Source organism: Teredinibacter waterburyi, assembly GCF_001922985.1.
Classification (GTDB): domain Bacteria; phylum Pseudomonadota; class Gammaproteobacteria; order Pseudomonadales; family Cellvibrionaceae; genus Teredinibacter; species Teredinibacter waterburyi.
The window spans coordinates 18,983-40,237 of record NZ_MRUH01000007.1 but is presented as its reverse complement, the minus strand read 5'-3'; the positions used below and the strand labels follow the sequence as shown (position 1 = coordinate 40,237).

The window sequence follows — 21,255 nt, the reverse complement described above, 5'->3', positions numbered from 1 at the left end:
GGATTGGTACATTAACCGACATGGTGTGTTCTCATTAAAATATCGCGCTATTAGTAAGTTCGATCACGCTAGTATTGCCAAATCATGGGCACTAGCGTGATGGTCACGATTGCGACCAAAATACTCAACGGCAAGCCTATTTTAATATAATCCGTAAATTTATATTGGCCCGGGCCATACACCATAAGGTTGGTCTGATAACCAAGCGGTGTTATAAAACTGGCCGACGCCGCCACCATAATAATAATGGCAAAGGGCACAATGCTAACATCTAATTTTTCGCAATAAGATTGCGCCACTGGAAACATCAGTACGGCTGCAGCGTTATTTGTCATTACTTCCGTAAACAATACCGTCAACAGGTATACCGCGCCTAGAGCTAGCATTGGCGCTGGCGACCCGCTGGGCAACAACACTGAGGCAATAGCATCTGCCGCGCCCGAATCTTTCATTGCCGCACCAAGTGCAAACGATGCCGCAATCACAATCAACACTCGCAAATCTATTTGTCGGCGGGCTTTCGTAGCTGTTACACAACGCGCCGCGATCATGCCTCCCGAGGCGAGCAGCACCGATTCAAATACGGTCAAAAATCCAGATGCACTCAAGCCAATCATTAACAAGAGAATTAATATTGCACGAGGCGCTTTGGTGTAATCTGGTGGTGTCGAATTATTTAGCGGACTAACCAAGAGGAAATCTTTGCGGAATCGATACTGCTCAACAAAGTCAAAACTGGTTTCCACTAACAGCGTATCACCCACTTTGAACTCTAAGGTTCCAAGCTTACCCGGCTGTCGCTTTCCGCCGCGCGAGAGTGACAACACCACAGCATTGTAACGTGTGCGGAATCTCGACTCTTTAATCGTTTTGCCAATGCCCGGAAACTCAGGCCCGAGTACGATTTCAACAATACAGCGCTGATTATTTTCAATGCTCAACCCGCCAGACTGATGTTCGACTGGCTGCATACCGCGAAACTTTCTAAGCTCCGACGCTAACTCTGGAGCACCGATAAACACCAGACTGTCGCCACCTTGCAGTGTCCAACTTGGGTCGATCGCGGCAAGCAAGTCTGTACCGCGATGGATCTCCATAAGGTATCCGGAGTTTAGATTGCGCAACCCCGCGGCTGCAATCGACTTACCCTGCAGCGGGCCGGTCGGATCAACAACAAACTCCACACAGTACTCGCGCAGCTCACTAACTTGATTCGATACGCTACCGCGACTAGGCAGAAGTCGATCGGCGAAGAAATAGAGGTAAAGCGCACCGGCAAGCGTTATAGGAATGCCGATTAATGAGATTTCGAACAAGCCCAAGCGCAAGTCATATTCCTGCTGTAACAACCCATCCACAATTAAGTTTGTACTGGTTCCAATTAGCGTACAGGTGCCACCTAAGATCGCGGCATAACTTAGCGGTATAAGAAGTTTGGAGGGGCGAATATTCAAACGCTCACCCCATTCTTGAATAACGGGGATAAACATCGTTACCACTGCGGTATTGTTGGTTACAGCGCTTAGTAGTGATGCAGGCAAAAGCACTCGAAGTTGCGCAGCAGACGTCGATTTTGGCGCCCCTAACAATAGCGATGCAACCCAATTTACGGCGCCAGTTTCCATCAGCCCGGAAGCGACAATATACAAGCACGCAATTGTTATGATGCCAGGGTTAGCGAACCCATAAAGCGCGCGCTCGGGTGACAATACACCCGAAACAACCAGTGCCGCCAACGCCGCCATTAATACCAAGTCTGCGGAGATTCTGTTTGAAATTAATGCTGCAATTACAGACACCAACACAACGATTGTAATTAATGCCTCGTAGGTCATGAGCATCTTCTTTGGGTTTAAGGGGGAGAACTAGCCTTGTATCATAAATTTCGCTGCACCAAAACCGGTGCAACCATTTCTACCGACCGGTTCGACAAGCTGGGTAGTTTAACCGACAGCATCGCTTGACCTGCCGTATAGTCGAATTAATTTACAAAGCGCAAGGCGAGATCTAGCAATGCAGTGAACATAAGGAATACCGAATAAATACGCAAGCATATTTATGCCTGAAATTATTCAACGACAAGCGATGATTCATGGCACGTTACAGGTTAGAATGTGACCTTCGTCAACCCACGACCACAACAATTAGTAGTTAGCGCCGCTATGACATCAACTTCTGAACGCCAGCCTCTCGAACTTCTGATCGTTATCATCAACTACAAAACTGCCGACTTAATTATTGATTGCCTTAAAACCGTACTGCCGCAACTCGAGGCTAATCAGAAAGTTGTGATTGTTGACAATGCATCCGGTGATGGCTCATCTGAAATTATTCAGCAGTGGTTAGCGCAAAATGGTGACGATAAAATTGATTTTATTCAATCTGACGAAAACACCGGGTTTTCAGGTGGCAATAATATCGGCATCCAACATTGTGCAGCCGACTACTATTTACTGCTAAACAGCGATACGCTGCTGCGTGCAGGTGCGCTGCAGCAAATGCTTGCAGCTGCGCAACAATATCCGCACGCAGGATTGATCAGCCCGCGTCTGGAATGGCCAGACGAAACCCCACAAATTAGCTGCTTTAGGTATCACAACCCCGTCAGCGAACTGATCGGCAGCGCAAGCACCGGAGCGATAACTAAACTTCTGTCGCGCTGGGATGTACCGCTTGATATAGACCCAGAACCGAGCTTTCCCGAATGGACAAGTTTCGCCTGCGTTATGGTACGTCGCTCGGTGATCGACGATGTCGGCCTTATGGACGACGACTATTTTTTATATTACGAAGATGTGGATTACTGCCGCTCCGTGCGTGCCGCCGGTTGGTCAATTGTCAACATCCCAAGCGCACGCGTTGTGCACTTGCGTGGCGGTAGCTCTCCCGTTAAAAAGAACAGTACCCTAAGAAAGCGCTTGCCGAGCTACGTCTATGAGTCTCGCACTCGTTATTTTGCCAAGCACTACGGTATTGCCGGCTTTATATTCACCAACCTGCTGTGGCACATCGGCAACCTAATCGCCATTTTGCGCAAGTGGGGCGGCAAAGATGACTTTCCTACCAGCGCAAAAGCGCCAATCGATATCTGGAAAAATCTGAGCTCTCCCCTGAAAAGCTACAGGAAAAACTAATGACCTCGAATCAGTATAATCGCCCCAATTTCATCATTATCGGCGCGATGAAATGTGCAACAAGTACCCTGCACGACCAGCTGGCAAATCAGCCCGGTGTGTTTATGAGCACACCAAAAGAGCCCAACTTTTTTAGTGACGATAAAATATACACTCAGGGGCTCGATTGGTACTCCAATTTATTTGCGGGCGCGAATGCTCAGCTATGTGGCGAGTCTTCAACCCACTACACTAAGTTCCCAACCTATCCCGAAACAATTAACCGGATGTTGGCCTACGGCTTGCATGACATTAAACTCGTCTATGTAATGCGCGATCCGATTGATCGTTTAGTGTCCCATTACATTCACGAATGGTCGCAAGGCGTCATCAATACCGATATTGACAGCGCCCTAGACAAGCACCCCGAACTCATTAATTACTCGAGATATTTTTATCAGTTGGATCACTACTTAAAGCACTACCCCGCAGAAAATATATTGCCTGTATTTTTCCATAGCCTGCGCGACGAGCCACAGCAAGAGCTCGAACGGATTTGCACATTTTTAAACTATCAGGGCAATCCGCAGTGGGATTTCAATATGGAAAGCCGAAATGTCTCGGCGCAGCGAATACGTAAATTTCCGCTATACGACCTATTAATTGAATCCGCGCCGCTTGCAGCCGCGCGAAGAATTTTAGTGCCTCGCAAATTACGCGACTCGATAAAGCAAAAACTTACCATGCAAAAACGTCCGAAATTATCAGACCAGTCACGCCAACGTTTAGTCGATATTTTCGATAAAGATTTGCGTTCTCTTGGCGAGATTTTAGGTAGCGACTTAAGTTACCAATCATTTAGTGCCGCTTCAGGCAAGACTAAACCTTAAACCACGTGCCTAACAAAATGGTAGTTTAATGCTATGACTATTGCCGATACCGAAGTAACTGACTCCCCCGTATTCGTAGTTGGCCCCTTGCGCTCCGGCACTACATTATTGCGCTTAATTTTAGATCACCACCCAGACATTAATGCCTTTGGAGAATTTGAAGCAGCCGTCTCTGAAGCCGTGGGCAACACTTGGCCAGAACTAAGCTCATTTCATGAATTTTTAGCAACCGATCGCCAAGCTGGCTCTTATAATTTTACTGTTGATAAATCTCTTTCCTACGAACAGCTCGTGCACAGTTTTGTAGCGCAGCTACATCAACGCAACCCCAAATCGATCATTGCCGCCTCGGTTCACTCCCGCCAAGATTTACTACCTAAACTTTGGCCAAACGCACGCTTTATTCACCTGCTGCGCGACCCGCGAGACGTGGCCCGCTCGTGTATTGGCATGGGCTGGGTTGGCAATGTATTTGAAGGCGCTAAATATTGGCTAGAGCCAGAACAACACTGGGATCTTCTCAAACAGCAGGTAAAACCCGAACAAATTTTTGAAATTCGCTACGAAGAAATGGTAAAAAATCCCGAACAAGAACTCACCAAACTGTGTGAGTTCTTAGGGCTTACTTATACCGATGAAATGTTGCAACTCGAAGCTCGTACATCCTACACCCGCCCTGATGCTAAATTTGCAGAGCAATGGAAGCGTAAAATGAGCGTGGCAGAAATATCTTGGGTCGAACATCACTGTAAAGAGATGATGCAACAACGTGGTTACGCATTGGCAGCGCCAGACGCACCGAGCATTAGCCCTTTAACCCGACTTAGACTTAAAGCCCACAGCCATCTGTATCGTATTAATTTGAATATAAAGCGCTGGGGGTTTTTTACATGGCTGGCATTTGTAGTAAGCAAGCGCCTCGGCTTAAAAGGTCTTAAAGCAAAGATGCAACAGCGAATCAATATTCGCTCACTCAATTATTTAAAATAGTACTGTCAATCACACTGCGCAGCTTGCAATGTTTTTGGCCGCAACACACAAAAGGATAAAGGCGTGAATAATCCGGACACACAGGCACTTCTCGAACAGGTAAACACCCTCGTCATAGCCGCTGGCGATGCCATTATGGATATCTATACCAAGAGCGATTTAGGGGTGGAATACAAAGATGACAATTCGCCGTTAACGCTTGCCGATAAAGCGGCTCACGAAGTGCTCGCAGCTGGCTTAACCCAATTAAACTGCGGCCCGGTACTGTCCGAAGAAGACGCTGACATCAGCTGGGCTGAGCGTCAAACCTGGGATCAATATTGGCTGGTAGACCCACTCGATGGCACCAAAGAATTTATCAAGCGCAACGGCGAATTTACCGTAAATGTCGCGCTGATTAAAAATGGTGTGCCAATTTTGGGGAGCGTCTACGCGCCCGCAAAAGAATTACTCTACTATGGCGCTACGGGCTTTGGCGCGTTTAAAGTTGAAAACGCCAAACAGAACTCTACGCCAACACCGATTACGCCCTCAGCTCCGCCAAGTGTTACCGATACTTGGAAAGTTGTCGGCAGTCGCTCCCACCAAAGCGAAGACTTTAAAACCTTCGTTGCTCAGTTTGAAAGTTGCGACATAGTCGCAATGGGAAGCTCACTCAAACTTTGTATGATAGCCGACGGCAGCGCCGACCTGTATCCGCGCCTGGGCTTGACTAGCGAGTGGGATACCGCCGCCGCACAAGCCGTTGTAGAAGCCTCCGGCGGTGTCGTTCTAAACTGGGAAACCCTCGAGCCACTGCGCTGCAACAGCAAAGAGTCTCTTTTAAACCCTTTCTTTATTGTGTGCGCAGAGCCGTCTCTGCCGTGGTATCGCAACACGAGTAACTTAGGATCAGCTCATGAATAGTACAAAGAACCGTCGCACTCACCTGAAGCAACTCGAAGCCGAATCAATTCATATTATTCGTGAAGTCGCCGCTACCTTCGATAACCCGGTGATGATGTACTCGATCGGTAAAGACTCTGCGGTCATGCTACATCTCGCGCGCAAAGCATTTGCTCCTGGGGTCCCGCCGTTCCCTTTATTGCACATCGATACTACGTGGAAATTTAAAGAGATGATCGCGTTTCGCGACCAGATGGCGAAAGATGCGGGAATGGAGTTGTTGGTTCACACCAACGAAGAAGGCCGTGCCGAAAACATCAACCCGTTTGATCACGGTAGCGCCAAGTACACCGACATTATGAAAACCTCTGCGCTCAAACAAGCGCTAGACAAATTTGGCTTTGATGCTGCATTTGGCGGCGCGCGACGCGACGAAGAAAAGTCTCGCGCAAAAGAGCGCGTTTATTCTTTTCGTGATAAGTACCACCGCTGGGATCCTAAAAACCAACGCCCAGAATTGTGGAATCTTTATAACTCTCGGGTTAACAAAGGTGAGTCGATTCGCGTCTTCCCGCTTTCCAACTGGACTGAGCTCGACATTTGGCAGTATATCTATCTCGAGCAAATTCCAATCGTGCCGCTGTACCTTTCAGCAAAACGCCCAGTCGTTGAACGCGACGGCATGTTAATTATGGTTGATGATGACCGTTTGCCGCTCGCCGAGGGAGAAGTCCCAGAAGAGAAGTGGGTGCGCTTCCGTACCCTAGGTTGCTACCCCTTAACTGGAGCGGTGGAATCTAAAGCGCAAACACTGCCTGATGTTATTCAGGAGATGCTACTTACCAAAACATCCGAACGCTCGGGCCGCGCCATTGATCACGACCAGTCTGGTTCAATGGAAAAGAAAAAACGCGAAGGTTACTTCTAAGGAAATTTCATGTCTAATCAAAATAATCTCGTTGCTGAAGATATTCACGCTTATCTCAAACAGCACGAAGAAAAAGATCTTCTGCGTTTTATTACCTGCGGCAGCGTAGACGACGGTAAGTCGACCCTTATTGGTCGCCTTCTACACGACACTAAAATGATCTACGAAGATCAACTCGCGGCAATTTCTAAAGATAGCAAAACTCACGGTACAACAGGTAAAGAAGTTGACCTTGCACTGCTGGTAGACGGCCTGCAATCTGAACGTGAGCAGGGTATTACGATCGATGTTGCCTACCGCTACTTCTCTACCGACAAACGAAAATTTATTATTGCCGATACCCCAGGGCACGAGCAGTACACGCGCAACATGGCGACTGGTGCATCTACGGTAAACGTAGCAATCTTATTGATCGACGCGCGCTACGGTGTACAAACGCAAACCCGCCGTCACAGTTTTATTTGCTCACTACTCGGCATTAAGCATTTTATTATCGCCATCAACAAAATGGATTTGGTCGATTATTCACAAGAAAAGTTCGAAGAAATAAAAAAAGCCTATTTGGAATTTTCAAGTAATCTCGACGTTCCCGATATTCGCTTCGTACCAATTTCTGCGCTGCTGGGTGAAAACGTTGCCGAAAACAGCAAGCTGCTAAGCTGGTTCAAAGAAGATAATCTGTTGCAGATGCTTGAAAGCATGCCGCTAGATGACGACGACAACTTGGCCGACCTGCGCTTCCCTGTGCAGTATGTCAACCGTCCGAACCTGAACTTCCGTGGTTTTTGCGGCACACTTGCCTCCGGGGTTGCCAAGGTTGGCATGGCTGTAAAGGCGCTTCCATCAGAAAAAGTCAGCACTATTAAAAATATTATTTTGGCCGATAAAGAGCTGCCCGAAGCCTACCCTGGTGATGCGGTAACTATTACCCTAAACGACGAAATAGATATTTCGCGCGGCGATATGTTGGTAGCCGATACCGACACGATTCGCCCCTCGAACGCTATGATCATCGATTTAGTCTGGATGCACGAAGCAGAACTTCAGCTCGAAAAAAATTATTACGTTAAGGTCGGCTCGGCCGAGGTTACCGGCTACATCAGTGAAATTTCGTATCAAGTCGACGTCAACACACTCGAGCATACCGAAACCCAAACCGTGCCTTTAAACGGTATTGCGCGCTGTAAATTAATATTGACTGAGTCGGTTACCGTCGACACCTATAAAAATCATCGCCATACCGGCAACTTGATTTTCATCGATCGCCTCACCAACGTAACCGTAGGTGCCGGCATGGTGGTTGAACCACTGGGTCAGGAAAATATTGTTTGGCATTCGATGGATGTGAGCAAACTTACTCGCGCCGAGCGCTTCAAACAAAAGCCTGCCATCATTTGGTTTACAGGGCTTTCTGGCTCTGGCAAATCCACCACGGCGAATGCGATTGAAAAGCAATTGTTTGCTATGGGTTACAGCACTTACTTACTCGATGGCGATAATGTTCGACACGGGCTCTGTTCCGATCTTGGCTTTAGTGATCGCGACCGCGTAGAAAATATTCGTCGCGTTGGTGAAGTTGCAAAGCTAATGGTCGACGCAGGCCAAATCGTTTTGGTTTCGTTTATCTCGCCGTTCCGCCGCGAGCGTCAGATGGTTCGGCAAATGGTCGCACCAGGCGAATTTTTTGAAGTATTCGTCAACACACCAATAGATATTTGTGAACAACGCGATCCAAAAGGTTTGTACAAGAAAGCCCGCGCTGGCGAAATTCGCAATTTCACCGGTATCGATTCGCCCTACGAGCGTCCCGAGCAGCCCGAAATTGAAATTGATACCGACCAGCAAAATTTATCGGCCATCACCGGTAATGTGCTCAAGCAATTGAAGGCCTACGGTATTATTTCATGAGCCTAGGGGTTGTCATTATCGGTCGCAACGAAGGCGAACGTTTAACGCTTTGTTTGGAGTCGGCCCTAAAGGCAACTCAACACGTTGTTTACGTGGATTCCGGTTCGAGCGACGACAGCGTTGGTAACGCCAAGTCGCTCGGTGCTTTGGTGGTGAGTTTGGATTTAAGCTTACCCTTTACTGCCGCTCGAGCGCGCAATATCGGCTGGCGCACCTTGTTAGAACAACACCCAGAGATTCAATACCTGCAGTTTGTCGATGGCGATTGTGAGTTGTGCCCAGAATGGATTCCTGTCGCCCGCGAGTTTCTCGAAAACAATCCTGAATTCGCAGTAACGTGCGGCCGACGCCTGGAACGATATCCGCAGCGCTCCATTTACAATCAATTGTGCGATATTGAATGGAACACACCGATTGGTGAAGCGCTTGCCTGTGGCGGCGATGCAATGTTTACCGCATCAAGTTTAGTCGCCACAAATGGTTACCGCGACGACGTTATCGCCGGTGAAGAACCTGAGCTATGCGTACGATTACGCCAGCAAGGCAAAAAAATACAGCGCTTAGAACAAGATATGACATTACACGACGCTAACATCACCCAATTCAAACAGTGGTGGAAGCGCACGCGGCGTTGTGGTTTTGCGTTCGCGTTAGGCAAGTACTTACACGGCGCTCCACCCGAGCGACATTGGGTCGGCGAAACACGACGCGCTTTGCTTTGGGGCGCTGCGATACCCTTGCTTATTATTGGCTGTGCATTGATTACCCCTTGGGCATTAATACTCACGCTAGTATATCCACTGCAGGTTTTGCGCTTGTTTTCCCGTAGCGATATCTCACCCAAACGCGTTCGCAGCTATTGGGCTTTGTTGACCGTCGTTGGGAAAATCCCCGAGGCCTTAGGCGCAATCGAATGTTTTTGGAAATTAAAGCGCGGCCAGGCGCTTAATATCATCGAATATAAATAGTGACGCTAACTCTACAATGAAAATTTGTTACTTCGTTAATCAATACCCAAAAGTGAGCCATACTTTTATCCGGCGAGAAATTTTAGCGCTGGAAACTTTAGGTGTTGAGGTTGTTCGTATAGCCGCAAGAAATACACCTGCAGAACTTGTCGATCCGCTAGACCAACAAGAGATGGAAAAAACTCGCTGTATCGCCACGGGCAGCAAGGCGGCATTAATTAGCTCAGCACTTTTGGTTGCGGTCTCCAGCCCACTTTTCTTTTTTCGTGCCCTAATCGCCAGCGTCAAGTTGGCACTGAATGATCGCAACCGCTTTGTGAGTTATTGTATTTACCTCATCGAAGCCTGTCTGTTGCAGCGCATTTGTAAAAAAGAAAACATTCAGCATATTCACGCCCATTTCGCCACCAACTCCGCCACGGTCGCTATGCTTGTTAAACTGCTCGGCGGGCCGAGTTATAGCTTTACCGTACATGGTCCGGAAGAATTCGATAAGCCTTTGCAAATTTCACTTTCCGAGAAAATTTCTAGCGCCGCCTTCGTCGTTGCAATTACCTCCTATTGCACCAGCCAGCTTTACCGCTGGTGCGAGTTCGCCGATTGGAACAAGATGCTAGAAGTACATTGCGCTGTAGACCCCGAATTATTAGCCAAGCCGCGCCTACCTATTACGAGCAACACCCACTTTGTGAGTATTGGTCGGCTCTGTGAACAAAAAGGCCAGATGCTATTACTCGCCGCCATCGCACAATTAAAACGTAAAGGTGTGAATATTCAGCTCGACTTAATTGGCGACGGCGAACTACGCCCCGAAATCGAAGCCTTTATTCTAGCGAACGACCTCTCCACATCTGTCAAATTGCTGGGCTGGCAGTCGACCGCACAGATCGTCGACACACTGGATCGATCATGCGCACTCTTGTTACCGAGTTTTGCAGAGGGGCTGCCGGTTGTGATTATGGAATCCTACGCTCGCGCCCGTCCGGTATTAAGTACTTATATCGCAGGTATTCCCGAACTTATTGATGCCGACAACGGCTGGCTGGTTGCCGCCGGTAACGTTGATGCGCTCGCCGCTAAAATTGAATTAATTACCGAAACCCCACTAGACGTAATTTCAAATTTAGGCAGTGTCGGTTTCGAACGTGTGTCGGCTCGGCACAACAGCTTGACCGAAGCGAACAAGCTTGCGGAAAAATTTGCAGAGGTTATCGCCTAGTGTTGCTTAGCTTGCTTTATCTGTTAGCCATTGCCCTAACTATTCCCGCTTTACTATTTGTAACGCAATGCATCGGCGCGGCATTCTCCCGCCAGCACAGCGAGGCTGAGAACGAACAGCAGCAAAACTATAATTTGAAAATCATAATTCCCGCACACAATGAGGCCGCGTGTTTAGACGCGACGCTTAGCAGCCTTATTCCACAGCTAAAAAGTGCGACAGATATTGTGTTAGTTGCAGACAATTGCGCTGATGAGACGGCTGATATTGCACGCGCCGCTGGCTGCACGGTACTTGAGCGTCAACATGATACCGAGCGAGGTAAAGGTTACGCCCTCGCTCACGCGTTAGCACACCTTGCCGACCAGCCCCCACAGCTGGTGATTTTTGTGGATGCTGATTGCCAAGTTCAGCCGCATAGTATCGAGCGTTTAGCGCAGGCCTCGATAAAACTACAACGCCCTATTCAAGGCCAATACCTTATCCAAGCACCGCCCAACTCGGCAATCTCTGCAAAAATTTCTGAGTTTGCAATTCTCGTCAAAAACAGAGTGCGACCCTTAGGCCAAAACCTACTCAAGGCTCCAGTTCCCCTTGTTGGTTCTGGAATGGCCTTTCTCTGGGATGACATTGCCAAGGTGAGCCTTGCCTCCGGTGAAATTGTTGAAGACATGAAGCTCGGGATTGAATTTGCTTGTAAGGGAAAGGGAGCCTATTACTTGGATAGCGCTCTGGTTACCAGTACGCTTCCCACGCAAGCCGCCGCTTTAAAGACACAGCGCGAACGCTGGGAGCACGGCCATTTGGGTTTGATACAACGCTACGGCCTGCCGCTACTAAAAAGCACATTCCAGCAGCGTCAGTTATCTATCGCTTTATTTACCTTAGACTTGATCATCCCGCCGCTATCGTTGTTAATTGCGATTACGCTACTCATCCTTATTATTCAATTTCTAGGTATTTTCTTTACTCAAAACTTAATGCCATTTTTTATCGTGGTAACGGTATTTTGTTTACTCTGCGGTAGTGTCATTTTATCTTGGTGGAAATTCGCACGGCACGTGCTCTCCGCCGCTGAGATTATCCACGCTCCTCTTTATGCCGTTTCCAAGTTGCTGATTTATACCGGCTTTATTAAAAAGCGCCAAACCAGCTGGATTCGCACCGAGCGTGACGACAATACCAGCAACAGCGATACCAGTACCAACGCCGACAAAGACAATAGCAACACGTAATTCTAGCTTCTGGCCGAGACCCAACATGCACAACACATCGCTTTTAGCGGCCCTAGAGAACCTTCAGGCCAGACAGCTCACGTCTATTTTTGGTTTACCTTTCGATGTCGTCAGCGAACGTCAAGCAATCGACCATTTGATTTCCTGTATTGAATCTAACAAACGCTGCTTTCTATCAACACCTAATTTAAATTTTGCAATCGCGTCGCAAAACAATCGAAGCTTTAGGCAGTCTGTTCTAGAGAGTGATCTAAGTGTCGCCGATGGTATGCCACTAATCTGGATTTCAAAACTAGCAGGGCCCTGCCTACCTGAGCGAGTAGCGGGCTCAAGCGTATTTCAGGAGCTCTACAAAACACCGGCTAATAGTAAAATTAAAGTTTTTTATTTTGGCGGCAACCCAGGTGTAGCAGAGCTTGCTCACCAAGAAACCAACCGCGTCAGTCCTGGAATGGAATCGGTGGGGTTTTACGATCCGGGTTTTGGTTCCATCGACGATATGAGCAGCGCCGACATTATCGAAAAAATAAATACTGCAAAGCCAGATTTTCTGCTGATCGCGCTCGGCGCCGTAAAAGGACAAGCTTGGATACAACACAACCAACATCGCTTAGACGCGTCGGTGATTAGTCACCTAGGTGCCGTCATTAATTTTGTCGCCGGCTCTGTTTCTCGCGCGCCGAAGTTCTGGCAGCGTATCGGTGCGGAATGGCTGTGGCGAATTATTGAAGAGCCGTCTTTATGGAAACGTTATTTTTCCGACGGAAAAATGTTCACTCAACTATTTTTTACGCGGGTTATTCCCCTGTACCTTCGTCAGCTTCGCGAAAATAATCAAACCGAAGATTCAACCGCGACCTTGTTAATCCGTGCAGATAGTTTGGACCAGCCCATATCGGTGTTATTTAACGGTACGTTTTCTGCGCGTGATTGCGACACCTTGCTAGCGCAACTGAAAGAAATATTGCAGGCTGAGCAGGACTCTAAACAAATGAGTTTGGATATAACCTCGGCAACGGATATTAAAGCACCCGCGATAGCCAAACTAGCTATCCTTCAGGCGCTCTTAAATAATCACGGTATTGAGTTTAGTCTGACTGGCGCGCAACAAAATATTGTTAAATTACTGAAGCTTCATATGGTAGAAGGTTTGATCAGTCGCTAAGCGTCTTTTGCGCTTAACCGGCAATAGCACCTTGGTAGATTTCTAGAATTGAATCTATTTTTTTGTCCCAACTATAGAGATCCTGTATTTTCTGTTTACCGCAACGTCCCATCTCCTTACAGGAATCAGGATCGTCTAAGACTTTCGCTATCGCTTCGGCAATCTCTGTTTTAAATGCTTCGCGGCCGCGACTCACGTCTAACAAAATTCCGCAAGAATCGTCCAAGTAGTCGGCTGGGCCTCCCCAATTAGATGCAATCACCGCGACACCCAACGCCATTGCCTCCAATACTACAGCACCCCCACATTCGTAAAGGCTTGGCAGTACTAAACATCGGCAACTGGTTAGAAATTCAGCGCATTTACGCTGCTCAAGAAATCCGTGAAAGATAACCTGCTGTTCTATCCCTAGAGATTTCGCCTGTTGTTGTAAATTGATGCGCTGATCTCCATCGCCCAAGATATGCAGTTCGAAATTTTTATTCTCTATGGTCGCGACGGCATCCAAAAGAATATCAATAGCTTTCCATCCCACCAGACGCCCAACGAATGTTAATTTTATTTTCTCATTATCTTGCTCGCCGGCGTTGTTGCGCTCGGGTTGTTTGAAAACCCTAAGATCAACACCATTCTCAACCAGCTCAACAACCTCACCATGACAACCACTTGGCAAGGCTAAACGTGTTCTATTATTCGCCACCAATAGTGTATTGGCATTGCGCTTGCCGGGGATCAATTGATTAATCAAGTTCGATGCAGCACGTCCACAGCGCATAAAAACGCGCTCAAATAGACTTTCTTTCCCTGCAAAAGCCGCGGGATAAACCATCCCACCATTCATTGGCCCAATGATGACTGGCACTCCCATTGAATACATCATTGATGGGGATTTCGGCGAAACGGGCGTAGGCTGATGCACCACGGAAATATCATGTTGTTTAATAAGCTTAAGCGCAATGTTTCGCTGCTCCCATTGAGTCGCCAAATCCAAGAGAACACCGAAACTAAAATCGCCGATTTTTCGCGGCAGTGCCATGCTCAACTTACACAATATTTGATGTAGCTTTCTATCTTGAATAAACGTAACTTTTTCAATGTTTTCACCAAGGCGCACCTCTAATTCGAGTTTGGTACGTTCGTGCACGATCATGAATACCGAAATATTACGCGCGGCTAGCTTTTCAAAATAATGAAGCGGCAAGATTGCTTCGCCACCAAATTTTGCCGAGGCATTCGGCGCTACAATTAAAACCTTTAACGAAGAATTCATTTTCAACTTATCCTATGATTGCAGTAGTCACGTCGAGCTTAGCTAAGTCCCGCTTCGATAAAGCCTTGCACATAACGGCTCCACACTTTCACGTCACAATGGGTTCGGGCAAACGCTCGATTAAAATCCCCGTAGCGATCTAGCTCAGACAAATCATCTTCAAAGGCTTCTACCGCTTGCTTCAACGCACTAATATTTTTTGCTTCAAAACCCAAACCGCCCTCGCCGGGTTTAAAGTAGTCGGTCGTTCCTTGCGAAAAACTGGAAATAATCGGTTTACCTAAGCGCATCGCGCCTACCAAAGTTATGTGGCCACAGGGTGTGTCTTGGTCACGCAATGGAAGCAGTAACGCTCGGCTATTTGCCACCACACTCCAATACTGGCTGCTCGGTAGGTTACAGTAGAGGTGCACATTGCTCGGCAATGAAATACCTTCTATCGCGTGAGGTCGGGTTACGATTACGAGCTGCAAATTTGGCATCTTTGCGAATGCCTTAATTAAGGTACGATAATCTCGCCCCTCACCGCCCACCGAGCAGTAATAGTTTTTTGGCAGTTGGCTAACAATGGTGTCATCACACACCGGCTCACCCGCTGCCCAGTGCAACATGTCAATTTTTTCTCTGGGGATACTAAAAAAGTCAGAATAGAGTTTTTTCTCGTATTCACTGTACACAACAAATGCGTCGATTGTTTGAAAGCTCTCAGTCATCTTTGCACGCAGTTTGGCATCGGGCAAATCAGTGAAATTGAATGAGAAGGCGAGATGGCGATTTTCCTTGCCCAACTTTTTCATGAATACGCTTTGCCAATGGCTGGTTCTGGGCAAATGAGAAATCACGACGTCGCGCTCTGATTTTAACTTCAGGCTGGCGGCAGCGCAGGCTCGATACCGTCCAATTTTAGGGCGTGTAATTAACCGTTCGAGAACATTGCATGGATTTGCGGAGTGGTAACTCCAAGTAACGGGATGGCCCTGATAATGGTCTTCAATAAAGTTCCAATCGGGTTTCGCCAACTCCGCAACGTTGATTACGCGCTGCATTCTTCCCCCTAAGTTTGAGCCTGCAGCTGCTAAGCAACGCCGGTCAATTTTAAATAGTGTTAAAAAAGTCGGCACACTGCAGGGCTGCGCCGTGCAGCAGCGTGTTAATGCAATTTATTACGAGCCTAATAGCGGCTATTGTACTCGTATTTTGCGAAAGAATTGACTCGATATGTAAGGTCAGTTCCGGTATCGTATTCAACTTAGTTTAAACGAAATAGATGTAACCTTGCCTAAAGGAATGATTCGGCAGCCTTCAACAACCATAACAATTTGAATTCGAATCTTTAGGCAGTTAAGGAGCAGTCGTTGAATTCTGTCCCCCCACTCACATCGATGCAAGAAGCACTGCTCCTGCAGTCGCAATCGCAACTCTCTGTCAACGTAGTTCAATGGGTACTAAAAGTGCCTTTTTTACTTGCCGATAGTGAACTTGCTGCTGCACTCGTCGCACTTACACAACACTATGAATTTTTAACTTATACCCTATCGATTACATCATCTGCATATTTCTTTAGCCTTGGTACGCCTTCGCTGGTTGCCCCCACCCATTACCGGCTAACGACTTCATCATCAGATGACGAGCAAGAACAGATTGAGCAAATCATTGCAATCGACCGCCGCAAAGGGTTTTGCAAAGATGGCGTACCACTTTTCCGCACAACGCAACTCGATATTGATGAATCCAGCACGTCGATAATTTTCTCTTACCACCAATCACTATTAGATAATGCCAGCTTTGCGGGCTTTTTAACCCAACTGTTAAACCAACTCGACGGTCGAACAGCGCCCGCTGTTGGCGCAAATAGGGCGTCAGTGTCTAGCGGTAGCGAAAAGAGTAACCCAACCTACTGGCGTGAACTCATTAGCGCGACACCTCATCCACCTGTGCCAAAACTCAGTATCGGCGTGTCCGACTCCGCCTATTACGTACGTCACTGGCAACATGAGCAGATGCTCGACAACAGGCTCCGCTCGCAACTGATTGCCGAAGCCGAGCGGCGCGACATCAGCATAGAAACATTAGCCCATGCAGCCTGGGTGATATTACTACATCGCTACTGCCAGCTAGATGAGATTGTGTTCGCCGCATCGACGGAGCAACTCTCGCCAGCCGATAGCACAACACGTTTTAATTTGAATACCTTCCCAGTCTGCGTAGTGCTCGATGATTGCCCCACGCTAAATGAATTGCTGCATACATTAGAGCGACAATCCAACGCACGCCGCACGTACCCTGATACATCCCTCACCGAGATCTTTCGCGGTCACCCTAACGGCCACGAACTGTTGAGTACTGCAGTACATGTAGAGCCCTATATTCAAGAAAGACTACGCAATTCAGTCAGCGAACGCTGGCAAGCCTGTGAGCTATTCGACCGTTACGAAAGTAGCTTTGAGCTGGCCTGCAATATTCGAATCGGCGAGCAAATAGTCGTCCGCATCGACTACGATGTGGATAAGTTCGATCGCGATGGCGTCGCCCAAATTTTACGTCACTACACCAACATACTGGCAACACTCAGCACTACCGCGAATCCGTCGGTACGCGAGATCGACCCACTCGACAAATCCGATATAGCGCTATTAACCTCGGCCGCTAGCGCAAATGTTCAGTCCTTAAGTACGCTAGGTGCAAACACTTATTCCGAAGCTGACAGCTCGTTTGTCCCAGTGCACGACGCGATTGCAGCGGTTGCCCTGCAATCGCCAAATGCAACGGCAGTTATCGATGGCTTCGATGAAATTACCTATAGAGAACTTATTTCTAGCAGTGAAAAGCTTGCCCGTAAACTTATCCAGCAAGGTGCCAAGGCAAATGCATTAATCGGTATCTGCCTACCTAGGTCGATCAATTTTGTCAGCACTGCTCTCGCCATTTTAAAATCTGGCGCAGCCTATTTGCCAATCGATCCCAACGAACCTCAAACACGACTGAATGCCATTCTCGAAGACGCCAAACTGACCGCTGTGGTTACCAGTACAGAGCTCGCCAATCTGTTCGCCGCGGCGGCGGTACCTACACTGCTTGTTGATCAGCCTGAAGCCGCCACCAGCAGCTCGGTGGTTTCCCCAAAGGTAAGCGAGGATTCAGCGGCCTATGCGATTTTCACATCTGGCACCACCGGTAACCCCAAAGGCGTTCTAGTTGAACACGGCAGCTTGGCAAACCACTGTACTGCCCTGGCTAACACCTTTGATGTCGACAAGTTTTCCTGTGCACTGCAGTTTTCGTCAACCGTATTTGATGTTCATATTGAAGAGATATTCACCACCCTCACTCGCGGCGCAAAATTGGTATTGCGCAGTAGCGAAATGCTGCAAACGGCGCGAACCTTTTTCACCGGGGTTAGCACCTTCAATATCACAATCTTGAATATTCCAACCGCTTTCTGGGCGACCCTAGTCGATGCCGTAGCCATAGGACAGGTGAGCTGGCCACTGTGCATTAAAACCTTGGTTGTCGGTGGTGAGCGTATCGACACACATATATTTTCTTTGTTTAGAAAACAAAAAACCGGCCATATTAAGTTTATTAACGGTTACGGCCCCACCGAAACAACCATTACCTCAACCTGCTTTGTTGTCCCCTCGGTATTTTCATCGCAGAAAACAGAGCTGGAAAAGCTTTCCAAACTCTCGCTTCCTATTGGTCAACCGATCGCGGGTGCAAACCATTTTATTCTCGACAAGTATCTGCACCTTTGCCCTCCAGGTGTAACGGGTGAACTCTACATCGGCGGCAAGGGCGTCGCTCGCGGCTACCTAAACAACCCAGAACTCACCGCAACTAAATTTCTAGAATTCGTCCATCCCGCACTGGGAAACCAGCGTGTATACGCCACCGGCGATCAAGTATTTAACGACGGGCAGGATTTCTATTTCGTTGGCCGTGCAGACCATCAAATTAAATTGCGTGGTTATAGAATTGAACTCGGCGAAATTGAAGCCGCTATTCTCTCTTGCCCCGGCAGCCTCAGCACCGCCGTGTTAACCGATCCAAACAATACGGGCACTCTCATTGCCTTCGTCGAAGCAAAAGGTTCAAGCGAACGTCATACCCAACGCTTGCAAGCCCATTTGACGACTCTGTTACCGTCCCATATGGTTCCATCAATTATTCGAATACTGAACCAGATACCAACAACTCGCGCCGGCAAAATAGATCGCGCAGCGCTCTGGCAAGACTATCTCGACAGTAACTTGAGTGACCAACTGAACACGAGTCATACCCAAGAACTATCACCGCGTGAACAAGCGTTGATCGCGCTATGGGGAAAACTCTTAGGGATTACACCCAGCTCGATTAACGACAGTTTTTTTGATCTTGGCGGTCACTCGCTTTTGGCGGTTCGGTTATTTTCCGAGATAGAACGCCAGTACGGCGTAACGATTCCGATACGGGAATTTTTCTCCGACCCCTCAGTTAAGCAATTAAATGCTTTGATAGCCGAGTTCGAAACACAAGGCTCAGTAAACATTGAACAAACACTGCCATCTATCGGCAGCCTATTCTCGCTACAGGCAAAAGGCTCAGGCTGCCCCATCTATTGCATTTGCGGTGTCGATATTTATAAAGAGCTCGCGGTTAATCTTGGGGAGCGCCAACCGGTTTACGGTATTTTCCTTCCCGTTGAAGAACAGATGCTGCAATCTTTTAGTGCCAAAACTGGCGACTTCAGACTTCCGTCCGTACCAGAAATGGCTGCAGAGTATGTAAAGGTTATTCGCGAGAACCAACCTTTTGGGCCATTTAAGCTTGTCGGTATTTCATTCGGTGGGATACTCGCTTTTGAAATTAGCCGTCAACTAATCGCCGATGGTGAAAAAGTAGAGAATCTCGTTTTGATTGACTCCTTCGTCCCCTGTCGTCGTAAAGCCATCAGCCTAAAACGTATAGTCGGTCAGTTTGATCGATTAAAACTTAACGGCCTAGGCTACATTACCTTCGTTATGAGAAAGATCGTAAAGGTGTATACCGCGTGGCGCCGGGAGCAGCGGCTAACACATACACTGAAAGAAAAATCCAAACAACTTGACGATGTTGATTTCAATCTTTATCGCGGTTTGGCCTACCGTCGTGCGGCACTAAGATACGCAGAGCAGATGCAACCCATCAACGTCGATACCATTTTAATACATGCGCTCGATGGTGCTGTTGAACCAGAAGGTATCGATTCTTACGACCACGGCTGGAATAATTTCATTATCGGCGGCATTCAACGCATTGATATTACCGGCGACCACGTTGGTGTACTTAAGCAACCCAACGTTGTTGGTATGGCACAGGCCATTACAGAAAAACTCTACAAATCGGACTTTAATTTCCCTGCCACCATTCGGCCACACAGCGATGACTGACATTACCGAACTACAACACGAAACATTATTAGAGCCAGTATTTATTGCTTCGAATTATATGGCGACGGATGGCCGACCGCTGGCAGAATTAACGGCGGTTTCCGAGCTAAAAAAAGATATTGAGTTTGATTTGCGACGCTGCCCCTATTCCGGGAGTCGCTATGAAAAGAACATGAATGTAAGCGCGCTTCCAGGCTTATCTCAACAAATTAAAAATGTTATTTCTGATACGATTTATTTGCGTGATGCTTACTTAAAGTTTATTGGCTGCACAGAATTCAACCTTCAAAACTTTTGGTTCTTTACCCGTGCCTTAGACTCTCTTCCGGTCTATTTGGTCAAGCAGAAATCCAGCATTACTAAGGACAATGTCCCCGCTAGAGTCTCGGCAATGTTTAAAGCCGCGCAAGGCTTACATCTAGCGCCGGAGGTCATGTTGCTGGATGGTGCTGATCCTGATTCAGCTGTTTGCTCCGACCAACTCATACAGTTTATCGAGTCGCGAGAATTGTTTATGGATGGCGACCGTGCCTGCGCAGGCCCTCCAGCAATGATTAAAGCGTTTGTTAACAGCGCGGTGCTTGGCTCCGGGAAATGTGACGGCGGGAGCTTTCTCGAACAACTCCTTGGTGCCCGCGGCGTGCGCGGTTTGTTTATCTATGCCGATTCGGTCACGCGCGTTTTTGCCACCAAGATCGTCTATGAGGCCAATTGCAGGAATGCCGTTCAAAAGATTTTGGAATCCATACCTAGCGAAAAACTTCATAGTGAAAGTAGAACACGACTGAGCCGTTTCGGCGCATTTAGAAAGCGTTCGACACTCGCGATTTTGCGAGCTATGGAAAACTTTGAAGCGATGAGTAATATGCATCTGGGAAATTTCCCAAAGGTCTCACTCGACAATAAGCCGCGCCTCTTAAAAATGTTATGCCTGCGAAACCCACACCTAGATTCAGCTACTCTTACTATCGCTGTGGATTTTTTTGTTGAACAGATCGCCATAAACAAATTTTGGATGTCAGTATTCAATCGCGGCCAAGAGGCGGTGTTACGAGCGCGCGCTGAAACGGCTGAACTGCCTAAGTTTTCTCAGCAAGACTTTGCCGATCTCGGCTATATTCCCGCGCAAATTTTGGCGGAATGGTTGAGAATTAGTTACGTCGACTCAGCTGAGGCGCTTCGTGTCACCGCTGGCGCAAGCGAGGAAATATTTTCGTGGCGCAGCACCAACAGCGTTAGAAAAATTATTGGTATTTAACTAACTTCACTAAACAAA

At 47.7% G+C, this 21,255-nt stretch carries 15 protein-coding genes; 12 read left to right on the top strand and 3 right to left on the bottom strand.

What is annotated here, in order from left to right:
* Window positions 1–68: 68 nt before the first annotated feature.
* Complete coding sequence (locus IDZ20_RS00190; protein ID WP_188149409.1) at window positions 69–1,835, bottom strand: SLC13 family permease; 1,767 nt, start codon at window positions 1,833–1,835, stop codon at window positions 69–71.
* A 327-nt stretch (window positions 1,836–2,162) separates the two neighbouring features.
* On the opposite strand from IDZ20_RS00190, the gene IDZ20_RS00185 reads away from it, so the two are divergent.
* From IDZ20_RS00185 to IDZ20_RS00140, 10 genes are all read left to right on the top strand, one after another.
* Window positions 2,163–3,134, top strand: a complete 972-nt coding sequence (locus IDZ20_RS00185; RefSeq protein ID WP_188149408.1) for a glycosyltransferase family 2 protein — start codon at window positions 2,163–2,165, stop codon at window positions 3,132–3,134.
* Window positions 3,134–4,003, top strand: a complete 870-nt coding sequence (locus IDZ20_RS00180) for a sulfotransferase family protein (protein ID WP_188149407.1) — start codon at window positions 3,134–3,136, stop codon at window positions 4,001–4,003. The genes IDZ20_RS00185 and IDZ20_RS00180 overlap by 1 nt, the downstream gene beginning before the upstream one ends.
* 33 nt (window positions 4,004–4,036) lie before the next feature.
* Window positions 4,037–4,993 (top strand): sulfotransferase family protein, encoded by a 957-nt coding sequence (locus IDZ20_RS00175; protein WP_188149406.1) that lies wholly within the window; start codon window positions 4,037–4,039, stop codon window positions 4,991–4,993.
* Window positions 4,994–5,056: 63 nt separating this feature from the next.
* On the top strand, window positions 5,057–5,899 hold the full coding sequence (gene cysQ / locus IDZ20_RS00170) for a 3'(2'),5'-bisphosphate nucleotidase CysQ (protein ID WP_188149405.1): 843 nt from the start codon (window positions 5,057–5,059) through the stop codon (window positions 5,897–5,899).
* Entirely contained in the window at window positions 5,892–6,806 is a 915-nt protein-coding gene (gene cysD, locus IDZ20_RS00165; protein ID WP_188149404.1) for a sulfate adenylyltransferase subunit CysD, read from the top strand. The genes cysQ and cysD overlap by 8 nt, the downstream gene beginning before the upstream one ends.
* Before the next feature lie 9 nt (window positions 6,807–6,815).
* Window positions 6,816–8,714: a sulfate adenylyltransferase subunit CysN gene (gene cysN, locus IDZ20_RS00160; RefSeq protein ID WP_188149403.1), complete on the top strand. Its 1,899-nt coding sequence runs from the start codon at window positions 6,816–6,818 to the stop codon at window positions 8,712–8,714.
* On the top strand, window positions 8,711–9,682 hold the full coding sequence (locus IDZ20_RS00155; RefSeq protein WP_188149402.1) for a glycosyltransferase family 2 protein: 972 nt from the start codon (window positions 8,711–8,713) through the stop codon (window positions 9,680–9,682). The genes cysN and IDZ20_RS00155 overlap by 4 nt, the downstream gene beginning before the upstream one ends.
* A gap of 16 nt (window positions 9,683–9,698) precedes the next feature.
* A complete protein-coding gene (locus IDZ20_RS00150) occupies window positions 9,699–10,901 on the top strand; it encodes a glycosyltransferase (RefSeq protein WP_188149401.1) in 1,203 nt (400 codons plus the stop codon).
* The gene (locus IDZ20_RS00145; RefSeq protein ID WP_188149400.1) at window positions 10,901–12,136 is read left to right on the top strand and encodes a glycosyltransferase family 2 protein; all 1,236 of its coding nucleotides are present in this window, start codon (window positions 10,901–10,903) and stop codon (window positions 12,134–12,136) included. The genes IDZ20_RS00150 and IDZ20_RS00145 overlap by 1 nt, the downstream gene beginning before the upstream one ends.
* Window positions 12,137–12,161: 25 nt before the next feature.
* Window positions 12,162–13,301, top strand: coding sequence for a WecB/TagA/CpsF family glycosyltransferase (locus IDZ20_RS00140; RefSeq protein WP_188149399.1), 1,140 nt, complete (start codon window positions 12,162–12,164; stop codon window positions 13,299–13,301).
* A gap of 13 nt (window positions 13,302–13,314) precedes the next feature.
* On the opposite strand, the gene IDZ20_RS00135 is transcribed toward IDZ20_RS00140, so the two are convergent.
* Window positions 13,315–14,571, bottom strand: coding sequence for a glycosyltransferase family 4 protein (locus IDZ20_RS00135; protein ID WP_188149398.1), 1,257 nt, complete (start codon window positions 14,569–14,571; stop codon window positions 13,315–13,317).
* A gap of 38 nt (window positions 14,572–14,609) precedes the next feature.
* Window positions 14,610–15,617 (bottom strand): glycosyltransferase, encoded by a 1,008-nt coding sequence (locus IDZ20_RS00130; RefSeq protein WP_188149397.1) that lies wholly within the window; start codon window positions 15,615–15,617, stop codon window positions 14,610–14,612.
* Between the two features lie 309 nt (window positions 15,618–15,926).
* Between IDZ20_RS00130 and IDZ20_RS00125 the strand changes: the two genes are divergently transcribed.
* Together IDZ20_RS00125 and IDZ20_RS00120 are read left to right on the top strand one after the other, a co-directional pair.
* Window positions 15,927–19,979 carry a non-ribosomal peptide synthetase gene (locus IDZ20_RS00125; protein WP_188149396.1) on the top strand — a complete coding sequence of 1,351 codons (4,053 nt, stop codon included), beginning with the start codon at window positions 15,927–15,929 and terminating at the stop codon, window positions 19,977–19,979.
* Window positions 19,972–21,237 carry a hypothetical protein gene (locus IDZ20_RS00120; RefSeq protein ID WP_188149395.1) on the top strand — a complete coding sequence of 422 codons (1,266 nt, stop codon included), beginning with the start codon at window positions 19,972–19,974 and terminating at the stop codon, window positions 21,235–21,237. Before IDZ20_RS00125 ends, IDZ20_RS00120 begins: the two co-directional genes overlap by 8 nt.
* Window positions 21,238–21,255: the final 18 nt, after the last annotated feature.